The organism is Kitasatospora sp. NEAU-69, assembly GCF_057158765.1.
In genome coordinates this window covers 76678-90627 of record NZ_JBWXUE010000033.1, presented here as the reverse complement: position 1 = coordinate 90627, position 13950 = coordinate 76678, and the positions used below count along the sequence as shown (strand labels likewise).

14 protein-coding genes, 1 tRNA gene and 1 pseudogene are annotated in these 13950 nt (G+C 64.4%); 15 read left to right on the top strand and 1 reads right to left on the bottom strand.

The features are described from left to right. The 15 genes and pseudogenes from AC060L_RS30195 to AC060L_RS30125 all read left to right on the top strand — a co-directional run. A partial coding sequence (locus tag AC060L_RS30195; protein ID WP_483802129.1) for an RHS repeat-associated core domain-containing protein occupies window positions 1–1383 on the top strand: 1383 nt, incomplete at its 5' end. Window positions 1384–1385: 2 nt separating this feature from the next. After that, window positions 1386–1673 carry a hypothetical protein gene (locus AC060L_RS30190; RefSeq protein WP_483802128.1) on the top strand — a complete coding sequence of 96 codons (288 nt, stop codon included), beginning with the start codon at window positions 1386–1388 and terminating at the stop codon, window positions 1671–1673. A gap of 664 nt (window positions 1674–2337) precedes the next feature. Further along, window positions 2338–2757: a hypothetical protein gene (locus AC060L_RS30185; RefSeq protein WP_483802127.1), complete on the top strand. Its 420-nt coding sequence runs from the start codon at window positions 2338–2340 to the stop codon at window positions 2755–2757. Then, a complete protein-coding gene (locus AC060L_RS30180) occupies window positions 2744–3823 on the top strand; it encodes a hypothetical protein (protein ID WP_483802126.1) in 1080 nt (359 codons plus the stop codon). Before AC060L_RS30185 ends, AC060L_RS30180 begins: the two co-directional genes overlap by 14 nt. Window positions 3824–4418: 595 nt before the next feature. Beyond that, window positions 4419–4574, top strand: a pseudogene (locus AC060L_RS30175) (RHS repeat-associated core domain-containing protein); the annotation flags it as partial. Window positions 4575–4697: 123 nt separating this feature from the next. Next, entirely contained in the window at window positions 4698–5837 is a 1140-nt protein-coding gene (locus tag AC060L_RS30170) for a hypothetical protein (RefSeq protein WP_483802125.1), read from the top strand. A gap of 115 nt (window positions 5838–5952) precedes the next feature. After that, window positions 5953–6354, top strand: a complete 402-nt coding sequence (locus AC060L_RS30165) for a hypothetical protein (RefSeq protein ID WP_483802124.1) — start codon at window positions 5953–5955, stop codon at window positions 6352–6354. Window positions 6355–6371: 17 nt separating this feature from the next. Next, window positions 6372–6698: a hypothetical protein gene (locus tag AC060L_RS30160; protein WP_483802123.1), complete on the top strand. Its 327-nt coding sequence runs from the start codon at window positions 6372–6374 to the stop codon at window positions 6696–6698. 719 nt (window positions 6699–7417) lie between these two features. Continuing rightward, window positions 7418–7771, top strand: a complete 354-nt coding sequence (locus tag AC060L_RS30155; RefSeq protein ID WP_483802122.1) for a hypothetical protein — start codon at window positions 7418–7420, stop codon at window positions 7769–7771. 363 nt (window positions 7772–8134) lie between these two features. Next, on the top strand, window positions 8135–8506 hold the full coding sequence (locus AC060L_RS30150) for a hypothetical protein (RefSeq protein ID WP_483802121.1): 372 nt from the start codon (window positions 8135–8137) through the stop codon (window positions 8504–8506). Window positions 8507–8896: 390 nt separating this feature from the next. After that, window positions 8897–9082 carry a hypothetical protein gene (locus AC060L_RS30145; protein WP_483802120.1) on the top strand — a complete coding sequence of 62 codons (186 nt, stop codon included), beginning with the start codon at window positions 8897–8899 and terminating at the stop codon, window positions 9080–9082. 56 nt (window positions 9083–9138) lie between these two features. Continuing rightward, window positions 9139–10164, top strand: a complete 1026-nt coding sequence (locus AC060L_RS30140) for a radical SAM protein (RefSeq protein ID WP_483802119.1) — start codon at window positions 9139–9141, stop codon at window positions 10162–10164. Then, window positions 10161–12053 (top strand): radical SAM protein, encoded by a 1893-nt coding sequence (locus tag AC060L_RS30135; RefSeq protein WP_483802118.1) that lies wholly within the window; start codon window positions 10161–10163, stop codon window positions 12051–12053. The genes AC060L_RS30140 and AC060L_RS30135 overlap by 4 nt, the downstream gene beginning before the upstream one ends. After that, entirely contained in the window at window positions 12050–13294 is a 1245-nt protein-coding gene (locus tag AC060L_RS30130; protein WP_483802117.1) for an MFS transporter, read from the top strand. Before AC060L_RS30135 ends, AC060L_RS30130 begins: the two co-directional genes overlap by 4 nt. Beyond that, window positions 13278–13697 carry an HIT family protein gene (locus AC060L_RS30125; RefSeq protein ID WP_483802116.1) on the top strand — a complete coding sequence of 140 codons (420 nt, stop codon included), beginning with the start codon at window positions 13278–13280 and terminating at the stop codon, window positions 13695–13697. The genes AC060L_RS30130 and AC060L_RS30125 overlap by 17 nt, the downstream gene beginning before the upstream one ends. A gap of 88 nt (window positions 13698–13785) precedes the next feature. Here the strand turns inward: AC060L_RS30125 and AC060L_RS30120 are convergent. Further along, window positions 13786–13870 (bottom strand) — tRNA-Leu (locus AC060L_RS30120). Window positions 13871–13950: the final 80 nt, after the last annotated feature.

Here is a 13950-nt window from a genome sequence, read left to right as displayed (position 1 = left end):
CCCACCACCGGCCAGGTCAACACCGCCAGCCGCTGGTACGACCCCTCCACCGCCGACTTCACCAGCCGGGACACCGCGCCCCTCAACCCCACCTCCGCGACCAGTGGCAACCTCTACGCCTACGCGGACGACGATCCCCTCTCCCTTGCCGACCCCAGCGGCCACAGCGCCTGTGACTCTGGCGGGGGTGGCGGGGGAGGCGGAGCAGAACTCGCCTCCGATCCCGTGCCCCAGACCCCGGCGATCCCAGCGCCCCCTGTGGCACCGACTCCGGTAGTGCCGTACGACACGTGGCAGGGCATGGCGCCCCACGGAGCGCAGACCGTCGATCACAACCTGGGCAGCAGCCCGGCGCCCGCTCCCAGCCCCGGCCTGTGGCAGCAGATACAGAACGGCGTGAGCGACGGATTCAACTGGCTGCACAACGAATTGCACATTGATCACATGCCGTCCAGCGGCTCCGGAGGCTCCGTCATCCCGGGCTTCGGTGGCTTCTCGGTCGAGTTCGGATACAGCAGCTGCGACACCTCTCACCCCCACCGCCCCTCACCCTCGCACCCCTACCACCCGGTCTACGCGGCCGCCCAGGCCCCCGCGGCACCCGCCGCTCTGCCGGCCCCCAAGATCGACCTCGCCACGCTCACCCCGGGCCACGCCTTCGACGGCATCGGTGGCACCGCCACCCACGGCCCTGCCGCCAACGGCCCCGAAACCGGAGCCACCAACACCCTCGCCGCCACCGCCAACCCCGCAGCAGCAGGCGCGACCGCCTTCATCGCCCAATCCATGGCCGCCGACCAGTCACCCGGCCTCGGAATCACCACCTTCCCCGGAGCACAGAACGCCGGCCTGGGAACAACCCTCGACAACCCAGGCGACCCCAACGCCGGCACCGGCCTCACACTCGACAACCCTCTCAATGCGCTCGCCGGACTCGGGCACACTCTTATAAATCCTGCGATCCTCCAGCTCGGGCATATTCTTATGACAGCTGGGTTGGATCCTTACGTTGGTACCTCGCAGGCGTCTAAGCTGCTTCAGGAAGCTGGCGTTCCGCGTAAATTCCGGATCCAGGTCATACAGTCCTTCGAGCAAGGCACAATACAGGTCAAAACAGCCGGAGCAGATGACTACGGCATGCGCTTCTATGATGACGTCGATGCCACCGCCCGCGGTCGCTACCTCACCACCCTCTGGCCAGCTACCCGCGAGGAGATCGCTGTGAAGGCTCTCTGGAACCAGTTCACGTTCCTAAAACAGTGGAAGATCCGGCCAGGAGCCCAGGTGATCGAAGGCCGTGTGGGCCCCCAAGGCATCGGATACCCAGGGGGAGGCATGCAGACTTACGTACTGGACCCTGACCAAGACTTGCTGGAGCCCTGAGGATGACCAAGCAGAAAGATGCTCTGGATGCAGTAGATGCTGCGCTGGCGGCTATCGAAGGCGAGATCTCGGAGCACATCGCAGGCCGCGGTAGCGTCGGCAGCCTGCAGCAACTGAAAGCATTTCGAGTCAACTTGGAGGTCATGAAAAGCCAGATCGCGTCGGCTAGCGTACCGCCACCAGCCCGCCGTCCCCTGGGCATGGGCCGAACCATCGTTGACTCCTGGCCGTTCGACAGCCGACTCGGGACTGCCCTCCTCAAGGCCGAGCAACAGTATCTGAAACTTTGACGAGATGTGCCCTGTTCACACCCCTGCTGGCGCAGGGCGGGGAGCTGTGGTCGTGCCCATCCCCTGGAAGCATGAAAAAGCGCGCTCACGTGAACGGCTATAGCGAGTGGCATGAGGTGAGTCGGTCGAGTCACGCTGCATGGCACAGAGTCTTCAATGACGACTGGTGTGGCCCTGATGGTCATGTGCCTTGTCCTGTATATTCGGCTTCGACGTTGCATTGCTGGTATTTCCAGGAAGGATTAAATTCGATCGGCTTCAATGGGATCCACTTTGTCGGACGCAGGAGGCTCTAAGAATGGTGTAGCAACTGTAGGGATTTTGAGTATTTCCGTGACGGCTACGTGCCAGGCTGGTGGGTCGATGGCGGGACTGGTGGCTACGAGATGTTCCTTGCGAACGCCTAGGCGACCCGGGTCACCTTCTGGATGAAGATGTTCAGCCGCCCGCCGAGGTGGCAACTCGCCTGGGTTGACCCGGGTGTTAGGTTCCGTTGGGAACGGACAACAGCTATTGGCCGGCGGTGAAAATCTGGGTGAATTGTCGAGCTGGTCGATGACGTCCGGCGATGGCGCAGTCGGAGACGCAATGGCGGGTCTTCAGTCCTCATTAATGACCCGTGCCCCAGCTGTCACCCGAGACGACCGCTCCACGTGCTTTCCGTGTGAACAGCAAGCGATTGGGCTCGCATGGCGCGAAGAGAAAGTACACGATGGACATTGAATGGGAAAGCGGATCGCACACCGTTCGCTGGGGAGTGAACGGAAATGTCCAGAAGTCATTCGTGCGTCCGCCGCTTTCGGTCGCGGTATGTGGCGGGCCACCTGGCGTACTGATCATCGAGGCACTGGAGGGCAACACGGCACGACCGAGCAATGCAGTGGTGTTTGACGAAGACGGGACCGAACGGCTGCGGTTGGCTCCGCCGCCGCTCCCTGAGGCGTCCTGGCGCATCGGCTACTACACGGCATACGTCGACCCCCAAGGGCAGCTCGTGGCCGCTTACGCCACTCGAGTGGGAGACCTCTGGGGTAAACCGGACACACGCACGGGAGAGCTGCTCGACGTCCATGAATGGCGCTGACGCCAGGGGTGTTGCGCCTGACAATCCGGGAACCGCAGGCGGGCTCGGGCACCGCCCGGCGGCGGGCTTCGTTCGGAGAGTCTCGCGGCTTGGCCAACAGTTGCAGAAACCGGCCGCAGGTCCCGCCTCCGCAGGCGGCGGACCTGCGGGTGGGTGGCGCCAGCCGCGCGGTGAGGCCGGTCCTCTCGGCCGGGTCGGGCCAGCGGGTTCAGGTGGGGCCGCCCTGCCCGCCCCCAAGATCGACCTCGCCTCGCTCACGCTGGGCCACAGCTTCGATGGCATCGGCGGCATCGCCACCCACGGCCTCGTCGGCAATGGCCCCGAAACCGGAGCCACCAGCACTCTCACCGCTAACCCCGCAGCAGCACGCGCAACCGCCTTCATCGCCCAATCCATGGCCGCCGACCAGTCACCCGGCCTCGGAATCACCACCTTCCCCGGAACACAGGACGCCAGCCTGGGAACAACCCTCGACAACCCAGGCGCCCCCAACGCCGGCACTGGCCTCACACTCGACAACCCACTGAACACGCTCGCCGCGCTTGGGAACGTCCTGGTCAACCCAGCGGAACTCCAACTCGGACACATACTCACAGCTGTAACGCAGGCATCGGCTAATGCACGATTCGTGGTCGATGGGCATGGGTCAATCGCCAACCTCAATGATGATCTGGCAGCGCAAGCGGCTGCATGGCAAGGGAAAGTTCGATACCCAGGCGTCGATAGCTGGGGCCGCACCATGCTGCCGGCCGGAACAAAGGTGGTCATGGGGGAGCCGGGAATTGCCGGGTTTGCAATACTCGGTGACATGGCAGGCGGCGACGTGGCTACACTATGGAGTGGCGTTCAAGAAGAGCCGCATCCGGCATTCGGCTATCGGATGGCGATGGGGATCTACGAGGTAACTGAACCGATCGAGGTGGCATATAGCTACGCGTTGCGCAACTGGCAATTCGGCGATGGCGGGACCCCGCAGTTCTACATCCCCGGAACGCAGAGGCTCGGCGAACAGTATCAGCTACCATCGGCGGTTGTACGTATTGGCGAAGTACGCCTGACTCATTAACTCTCTGGGGGCTGCAATGGATGGTGAGGGATTTGGCCACCTTATCCCACTGGTGAATACTCTGATCAGGGCAGGGAATCGTCTGGTCGAAGGAGACAAGCATCAAATTTTTCGACTCGGTCAGGGTGGGCCGTACTGTGCACTGGAGGGCCGGTTCCACTTTGAATCCGTAAGGGCTCTGCCTCGCCGCCAAGAAGTGGTGTTTGATGAGCCAAACGACTTTATCGCCTGCTCGCACTGCTGGGCTTTAATTCGCGGCGGTCAATATCTTTCTGCAAAAAATTTGCGGAACCACAGTTGATTTACCTGCTGAATTTCAATCGCTTGGAGGTGGCGCCATGGGCTCTATATGTCCCGCCCCCCCGATTGAGGTCGTGTTAAGGGCGATTCCACTGCGAAGACAGCGTCTCATAAGGCATTGTTGACAGAGCTCGAATAGCCCGGTCCGGGTGGTGTCGCGCACCGACGGCACCTTTACGACATGAGGCAGCTGCCCCCAGGTCAGCTCTGATCTGGGGGTACTGACCAGGGGGCGTCGTCGAAGGCCCCGCATAACTTTGAGGGTGAGCAGCTCGGCTACTAAGGCGGTTGGACCGATCCCACCACCGGCCAGGTCAACACCGCCAGCCGCTGGTACGACCCCTCCACCGCCGACTTCACCAGCCAGGACGCGGCCCCTCTCAGCCCCACCACCGCCACCAACGGCAACCTCTACGCCTACGCCGACGACGACCCCCTCTCCCTCGCCGACCCCAGCGGCCACAGCGCCTGTGACTCCGGAGGGGGTGGCGGGGGAGGCGGAGCAGAACTCGCCTCCGATCCCGTGCCCCAGACCCCGGCGATCCCAGCGCCCCCTGTGGCACCGACTCCGGTAGTGCCGTACGACACGTGGCAGGGCATGGCGCCCCACGGAGCGCAGACCGTCGATCACAACCTGGGCAGCAGCCCGGCGCCCGCTCCCAGCCCCGGCCTGTGGCAGCAGATACAGAACGGCGTGAGCGACGGATTCAACTGGCTGCACAACGAATTGCACATTGATCACATGCCGTCCAGCGGCTCCGGAGGCTCCGTCATCCCGGGCTTCGGTGGCTTCTCGGTCGAGTTCGGATACAGCAGCTGCGACACCTCTCACCCCCACCGCCCCTCACCCTCGCACCCCTACCACCCGGTCTACGCGGCCGCCCAGGCCCCCGCGGCACCCGCCGCTCTGCCGGCCCCCAAGATCGACCTCGCCACGCTCACCCCGGGCCACGCCTTCGACGGCATCGGTGGCACCGCCACCCACGGCCCTGCCGCCAACGGCCCCGAAACCGGAGCCACCAACACCCTCGCCGCCACCGCCAACCCCGCAGCAGCAGGCGCGACCGCCTTCATCGCCCAATCCATGGCCGCCGACCAGTCACCCGGCCTCGGAATCACCACCTTCCCCGGAGCACAGGACGCCGGCCTGGGAACAACCCTCGACAACCCGGGCGACCCCAACGCCGGCACCGGCCTCACACTCGACAACCCACTGAACACGCTCGCCGGACTCGGAAACATCCTCATCAACCCGGCGAGCCTGCAATTGGGTCACATTCTCTCCTCCTATCGCTTTGGAACAGCGGACCGTGGGACGGTTGGGGTGCGCAGGTCACCCTTCCCGGGTGTTACCGTATTTGATCCGGGTGCAGGCTTGACATTCAGCGACAGGGTTTCACTGGCTTCGGAAGCACGGAACTATATCCACTCCCTTGCCACGGGCATCCAAAAGGATGCAACCTGGAGCGCGGCCGTGAACCTCACGACCGGCGAGATTGCGGTATCATGCTCTGGATTTGGGAGCTGCGCGGAGCCGAATATCCTGGAGGGGACATGGTGGGATGCGGAGGATGTCCAGTTCATTCGGGCAATGCAGCGCTGGAATGCCAAGGATGGATATGGCAAACTTTGGCAGGAGAAACCAATCTGCCTGAACTGTCAGAAGATCTTTCCTGAGAATAATTTCATTGATGGCGTCCAATTTGAAAGGTGAGAATCACATGGGAAGCGTCAGGCCATCCATCAGGGAAATCGATAGGATCTCGTGGAGTAGTTACGAGTGTGGCTGTGGAGCGCCCGCCTCCCATTTGGCCGAGGACCTTCGGGTGATGCTGCTGGCCACCTCCGAGAACGAGTCGCAGGGCCTCACTCTTGAAGGTCATGTTGAATCTCAAGCGATTGTCCATGATGTTGCCGTACCTGCTGTCGGCGTGATTGTAGCCGCCCTGGGTGAGGAACTTCTGCCCAGCATCCGATCTGACTTTATTGACACGATTGTCAGGGTTCTTGGCGGAGAGTCGCCAACTGGATTCCCGGCGTGGGACTATGGGTATCCGGCAGGAAGCTGTGCGAAAATTGCTCATACTGGACTGTGGAGCTTTTACCAAGAGGCGCTGGGTGGCGATACTGAGACGGCGCTGGATATCCTCGACTATATCGAGCCCGACCGAGAGCGCCTCGACTTCTTTCGGCGTTCTCTGCAAAGTCGGCTAAAAAAGCGGAACAAGTAGCTCTATCCTCGCTGATAGTGCGGCTCTGGCAGGATGTCCTGAGGAGTGACCAAGCAGAAGATGCTCTGGACGCAGCAGATGCTGCGCTGGCGGCTCTCGAGTGGGAGATCTCGGAGCACAACGCCGGCCGCGGCAGCGTCGGAAGCCTGCAGCAACTGAAAGCATTTCGAGTCAACTTGGAGGTCGTGAAAAGCCAGATCGTGTCGGCTAGCGTACCGCCGCCAGACCGCCGTCCCCTGGGCATGGGCCGAACCATCGTCGACTCCTGGCCGTTCGACAGCCGACTCGGGACTGCTCTCCTCAAGGCTGAGCAGCAGTATCTGAAGCTTTTCGTAACCGGTTGACGCCGGCGATGGCCGCTCCTGGACCGGCCACTGCGAGCGGTACGAGCGATGCGGCGTATACCGACGCCGACCCTGTGCGTGCCAAAGGCGTCCGTGCAGGGCGGCCTTTGGCCGAAGAGTCAGTGGCAGGACATGATGACCACTCATGGTGCACTCGCCCTGTTGGGCGGCAGTGTGGCCGAGTCGAGCGGGTCCTACGGCTGGTCGTGACAATCGAGATGACGAATACGGATGTGCCGTGATTGAGATTAGTTCTGGGGATCCTGGCTCCGCCAAGCCGTATGCAAATTTGCTGCCGGTCATCGATGCGCTACTGGAGCACGGGAACAGCTGTCGGCCGGGAACGAATGGATTTCGCCAGATCAAGGATGCTGGATGGATATGTGAGCTGGATCTCCCGATAGACTTCGGCATGCTTCTCGGGATCTTTAGCTTTTCATCCGACTTCAAGGTCTCCGCGGATCGCGATGGCATTCTAGACCAGCGAACCTGGTGTCTGATTTCTGGCTCTGGAGAACGAGCGCGAAGCGCAGTCCTGCCCGATCAGTCGATCGGGTAAGACGTAAGGGGTCGAGTCACCAAGAATCTTTGAAGGAGTTCTGGTGGTACGAAGGGCCTCTGTGTCGCTGGTGAGTGGCTATTCGTGACGAAGTCCTGTGGAATCCCTCCGGTTTCGAGATGATGAATCGAGAGATGCAATGGATCGCGAAGGTGACTCCATGATTCCGGATGTCGCATACGATGCCTCCGACCTGCGGAAGACTGAGTGGGGGCGGAATCGAGAACTTGATGACGGAACATGGGAGACCGTGTGGGATCTTGTCATTGAGGCCGTCCCACGGGACTCCGTTATCGAGATCCTGACGGACGCCGAAGAAGGTTTTACGGCCACGATCGACGTCCGCGATCCGCAGCATGCCGAGCTGCTCATCAGGACAACTGATTCTGCAATGTCTGCAGCGTACTATCCTTTGACGTATTCGTCCTTCAGGATGGTGAATAACGGAGTCGGTAAGATCTCGACCATTCAAGGATTCCCTAGAGACTGGTATGCGCCTTTTAGGTCCGGCTAGAACCCACTCCAAAAGTGCGCGGCGGGCAGGCTCCGATAATCCTCCGACTGCCCTCGGTCAATCAGCCGTTGTTTCACTGCAGCTTTGGGTCCGGGGTGGGCTGGGGATCCGTGAAGGAGATCTTTCCATGCAGTTCGAAAAAAGGGGTTGGAGCTAGTATCCATAACTGATGGTGAAATGGTTCACCCAATACTCATCTATGTATCTAGTGGCGAAGCAGGCTTTCGACACCGACCTCCATCGTGGATAGCTCCTCGTTGTCGTGGCAGTGGACCCACAAGGAATTCCTGTGCAAGCCGCCCGACTGTCATCCCATGTAAACAGCTACCGATTGGGCTCTCATGATGCAGGAGAAGGTGGGGGATGGACATCGGCTGGGGAGGCGGATCGTGCACCGTTCGCTGGGGGGTGAACGGAAGCGTCCAGAAGTCATTCGTGCGTCCACCGCTTTCGGTCACAGTATGTGACGAGCCGCGTGGCGTACTGATCATAGAGGCGCTGGAGGGCAACGCGGCACGACCGAGCAATGCAGTGGTGTTTGACGAAGACGGGACCGAACGGCTGCGTTTGGCTCCGCCACCGCTCCCTGAGGCGTCCTGGCAGATCGGCTACTACACGGCGTATGTGGACCCCCAAGGGCAACTCGTGGCTGTTTATGCAACTCGGGTGGGAGACCTCTGGGGTAAACCGGACAAACGCACGGGAGAACTGCTCGACGTGCATGAATGGCGCTGACGCCAAGTGTTGCGCCTGGCAAAGCCCGGGGAACCGCAGGTGGCGGGCTCGGGCACCGTCCCAGCGGTGGGGTTCGTTTGGAGAGTCTCGCGGCTTGGTCGGCAGTTGCAGACACCATCGTCCGCAGAGATCCCGCCCCCGCAGGCAGCGGACCGCCCGCATGGATGAGCGTGTCACGCGGGCCATCCTGCCGACGCCGGCCGCCGTGCCCGCACTCACGCTGCCCCACGTCCGCACCGGGACAGGGTGGCCAGGCCCGGCCCTCGCCGCCCACCCGCAGGCCCCTCGATTGTCTGTTGACGGATCATCATCGCTACGTGTGTAATTTCACATGGCACATTTCACGCGGCACCGTGCCGTGTGGGCCAACTCATGGAAGGGGGCGAGATCTTGAGCAGGGGACGCGCAGCACGTGTTGCGGGCGAGGATCTGGCGGCCGCGGTCGAGGAGTCGGCGCTCGTGAAGAGCGTTGACGAGTCGGAGGGGACGTCGGCGGCTGACGAGGCGCTGCTTGACGGCATCCTTGCGGGCCACAAGACCCGGGTCGTCACCGCGGGCAGCCCCGGCTGGCCGTAAGTCGCGCCGGTAGCCCGTTCGCTCGTACCGCATCTCACATGAAGGGGGAGTAGTCAGTGACCAGTTCGCTTCCGGATCTCAGGCGGGTCAACCGGATCTCCTTGCAGATCAACGAGACCTGTGACTCGCGCTGTCGGCTGTGCGACTACTGGCGGCTCGACAGTCCGAAGTCCATGTCGCCCGAGGTCTTCCGGGAGCTGGTGCTACCGACTCTCCGCGGGCTCTCCCCGCTCGAGAACATCTGCATCACGGGCGGGGAGCCCACCCTGCACCCGGAGTTGCCGGCGATGGTCGCCGAACTCGCCGAGGTGTCACGGACGCTGACCCTGATCACCAGTACCAGCAAGCTGGCGGACGTGTTTCCCGCGATCGATCCGCTGATCTCCACCTACATGGTGTCGATGGACGGCGCGGACCGGGCCACGTACCGCAAGACCCGCGGGGTCGACCTCTTCGAGTCCGCCTGGGGGTGGGTGCGCAGGCTGCGTGCGGAGACCACGGCGACCCTGGCGGTCAGTTTCGTCATCCAGCAGGAGAACCACGACCAGCTGGAGGAGGTGGCGCGCCGCAGCTTCGCGGAGGGGGCGCACTGTGTCTTCCTGCGGGTGCCTTCGCTCACCGACGAGGCATTCGGCCGCGATGGCGCGGTCCCGGACCGCACCCATCGCGCCGGGCAGTTGACGAGCACTCAGATCGCCCTGGTCATGCGCCAGTTGACGGCAATAGCAGGCCGTTACAGTCGGGAGCAGATCCCCAACGTGCTGGACTACGGGAACTTCGTGCGGAACCTGCGGGGTGAGCGCCCGGCGGCCGGCCAGACCTGCGACGTGCCGTTCACCAGCATGGTCATCGATCCGCAGGGACACTACCTGCCCTGCTTCTACCTGCCCTTCCGGGCCGATCTGCGGGATCGCATCGCGGCCACCGGTCTGCAGCGGGAAACCCAGTTGGCCGTCCTGGAGGACCCGGCGTTCCGGGCCCGGCACTGTGACGGCTGCCAGCAATACGTCGACCGAAAGTGGGACAGCACCGAGTTGAGCGCGGACTTCCACCGCCAGACGCTACTGGCGGCCACCGTATGAACCAGCACCCGATTGCGCCGACTGCCCAGGTCGCACTGGCCTCGCTGCCGTGGAACATCGAGCAGTTCACCTCGCTGCAGATCGCCACGCTCAAGACCTACCTCCAGCACCACGGCGTCCACGCGACGTCCCGGCACTACCACAAGGACCTGCTCGACTACGTGGGAGGCACGGAGCGCCACCACATCCACGAGTACGGGTACGGGGAGCACCTCTTCGGTGCGCTCTACTACCACGAACGGCGCGAGCAGTTCCTCGAGGTCATCAAGCGGCGGTTCGAGACGCCCGACCTGCACCCGGTCCTGGACCAGCTCCAGGTCTTCTGCGAGGACGTGGTCCGGGACCTGCTGAAGACCGAGGCGCAGCTGATCGGCTTCACCACCACCCACGTGCAGATGATGTCCAGCATCTACATCGCCCGCAGGCTGAAGGAGGAGCGGCCCGGCATCAAGGTGGTGCTCGGCGGCCTCGCCCTCTTCGAGCAGTTCTCCGAGAGCCTGCTGCGGCTGTACCCGGAGATCGACTTCATCGTCAACGGCGAGGGAGAGCGGGCACTGCACCGCCTGACCCTGGCCGTCCTGGACGGCGACACGAGTGACGGCCGCCTGCGCGACATCGGCGGACTGTCGTGGCGTACGGCGGAGGGAGGCGTCCACAGCAGCCCGAAGCCGGCCGAGATCGTGGCCCTGGACGCCTCACCCAACCCCGACCTGGCCGACTACCTCGACATCCACCTGGCCGCCGAGCGCAACGAGGTTCCGCAGCCGAAGATCTGCGTCGAGTCCGCACGTGCCTGCAGCTGGGGCAAGTGCACCTTCTGCATCGAGAGCATTCCCAGCCGCGGACCCTACCGGACCAGGTCGGCCGCGACCGTGGTGGACCAGATCGAACGTCTGATGACCAGCGCCCGCAGCGTCGACATCGCCTTCACCGACCCGGACATGTCCTCCCGCCGTGACGTCTTCGAGGAGATCGTGGCGCGCGGACTGGACCTGCGCATCGACGCCGAGGTCTCCGGCATGGTCGACCTGCCCACACTCGTCGCCATGAAGCGGGCGGGGCTGTCCACGCTGCAGATCGGCATCGAGTCGTTCTCCCCGGAGAGCCTGAAGAAGTTCCTCAAGGGCGTCCAGCTGATCCACTACGTCGAGCTGATGCGCTGGTCCGTGCAGCTGGACCTCAAGCTGGTCTACAACATCATCGTCGGGGCTCCGTTCGAGACCCAGGAGAACATCGAGCTCGCCGTCGGCAACATGCGCCGCCTCTTCTCGCTGGCCCCGCCGGTCATCAGTGAGTTCGTCGTCAGCCTGGGCAGCCCGATCTACCAGGACCTCGACTCCTACGGGATCGAGTCCCTGTCGCCGCTGCCCGAGACCGCCTGCTACCCGCAGGAAGTCCGTGAGGCGGTCGGCCCGTTGCTCTCCTTCCACGCGGGCTACGCGTTCACCACCAAGGTCGAGCGCACCCTGGACCAGTCGCCGGTGGTCGCCGCCGTCGACGAGTGGTGGAAGCTCCACGACAGCGGATTCCGGATCAGCGCCTACCGTGGACGGGGCTTCGTCGACATCGAGTACACCGTCGGCAAGGCCAGTCGCCACATCGAGGTGTCCGACCCGGCCGAGGTCCACGTGCTCACCGGCACCGCGGTGGAGGCCAAGAGCCTGCGCCGGCTGGCCGAGGGCAGCGACTTCAGTGCCGAGCAACTGCGGCTGGCCGCCGACTCGTTGCTCGCGAAGGGACTGCTCTTCGAGAGCGACCGGAAGGTGGTCGCGATACCGGTCTTCTCCCGCATCGACCTCGCCGAATACCGCAGCGCCCGGACCCAGCGCCTGGACCTGCCCTGGCTGCGAGCGGACAGCCTGCGGATCCTCGATCGGAGCGGCACGTGACGGCCGACGTCACCGTGGCCCGCCCGGCACGGCTGCGTGGCGCCGTGCTGTTCTTCGGTGCGGACCTGTTCACCGCCGGGGCCAAGTACCTGCTGCTGCTGGCGCTGGCCGTCTGGGTGCAGCAGTCGACCGGATCGGCCGGCCTCGCCGGGCTGACGATGCTGTTCGTGACCGCGGGCGGCCTCACCTCGCCGCTCACCGGTGCTCTGGTGGACCGGTTGAGCGCTCGTCAGGCCCTGCTCATCCCGATGCTCGGCACGGCGGTGCTGCTGAGCTCGTTGCTGCTCGGCCACGGCCGGCCGGTGCTGCCGCTCCTCTACGCGGTCGGGTTCCTCTACGGCGTCTCGGGGGCGATGACGGATGCCGCGCAGTCGGTGGGGATCACGCAGCTCTTCGAGGACGAGAAGCTCGTCCAGGCGAACTCGCTGCACCAGACCATGAACCGCGGGCTGCGCGTGGTCATGCCGCTGGCCGGTGTCGGTGCCTACGCGACCATGGGCATCCACGTGACCGTGCTGCTGGCCGTCCTGCTCCACCTGCTCGCCGCCGTCCTGGTCAGCGCCCTGCCGCTGGCCCCGGAGCCGTCCGAGGCGGAGCCCGACTTCTCCTGGAACAGGCTCGTGGCGGACGTTCGGCTCGGCAGCCGCGCGATCCACGGTGACCGCCTGCTGCACGTGATCGTCCACACCGCGGCCGCCGCACTGTGCTTCCTGAACTTCTTCGAGTCCGTCGGCCTGCAGGTGGTGACCCAGGGCCTGCGCCGCCCGGCCACCGACCTGGCCGCGCTGATCACCCTGCAGGGGCTGGCGACGATCGTCTCAGGCCTGCTGGTGGCGAAGTTCGGCAAGCGATTCGGCCTGGGACGGCTCATGCTGGCAGGCCTGAGCTGCTTCGCGGCCTCGGCCCTGCTCCAGACGACCGGCCGGCTCGGCCCGGTGATCGCCGCCATGGTCGTGGCCGGCGCCGGCCTGCCGATGTGCATCGTGGCCATGGTGACGACCGTGCAGAGCCGGGCGCCGCGTGAGCAACTGGGGCGCGTCCACGGCGCCATGCTCTTCGTCATCGGCGTCCCGCAGGGCGTCGGCGTCGGCGTGGGCGCCTGGCTGGTCTCGGCCACCGACTACCGCGTCGCCTGCCTCACCATCGCCGCCGGGCTGATCGCCACGGCCGCCATGCTCGCCACCGCCAAGGCCCGACCGCTCGCCACCCGCAGCTGGGGCGCTGATGACGGCGCCAGCTGACGACTGCCCCTTCTGCGCGATCCGCCGCGGTACGGCCAAGGCCGCGATCGTCGCGCGGTATCCCGAAGCCGTCGTCATCGTCGATGTTGTTCCGTCCACCCCGGGGCAGCTCGTGGTGGTGCCGGGCCCGACGGTCGAGGACCTGGCAGCGGCCACCCGACTGCTACCGCACTGCGTCCAGGCGCTCGTCGCGGCCGGGTTCGCCCGCGAGGCCGTCCACGCCGTCACCCGCTGGGACCTGGGCCGGCCCGAGCACCCCCACCCGGTGTTCACCGTCATTCCCTCACCGGTCGGCCTGCGGACCAACGAGCTCGGCCGCTACCTCTCATGGGAACAGCTGGAGGAGGACGCCCGGATCATCGCGGCAGCCCTGGAGCTCGCCGGGCACGGAGACGGCCGGTAGGCGCGACGGGACGCGGCGCCTACCGGCCGTCCCGTCCGCAAAACGAAGATGACCTGATCAGCTAGCTGATCAGGTCATCTTACGAACGTGTCCGAGGGGGGACTTGAACCCCCATGCCCGATAAAGGGCACTAGCACCTCAAGCTAGCGCGTCTGCCATTCCGCCACCCGGACTAGGTGTCGTCCGCCCGGCTGCTGCTTGCCGCTGCTCGCTACTGCTTGCTAGCTGCTGCTCACTGCCGCGCTGACATGCA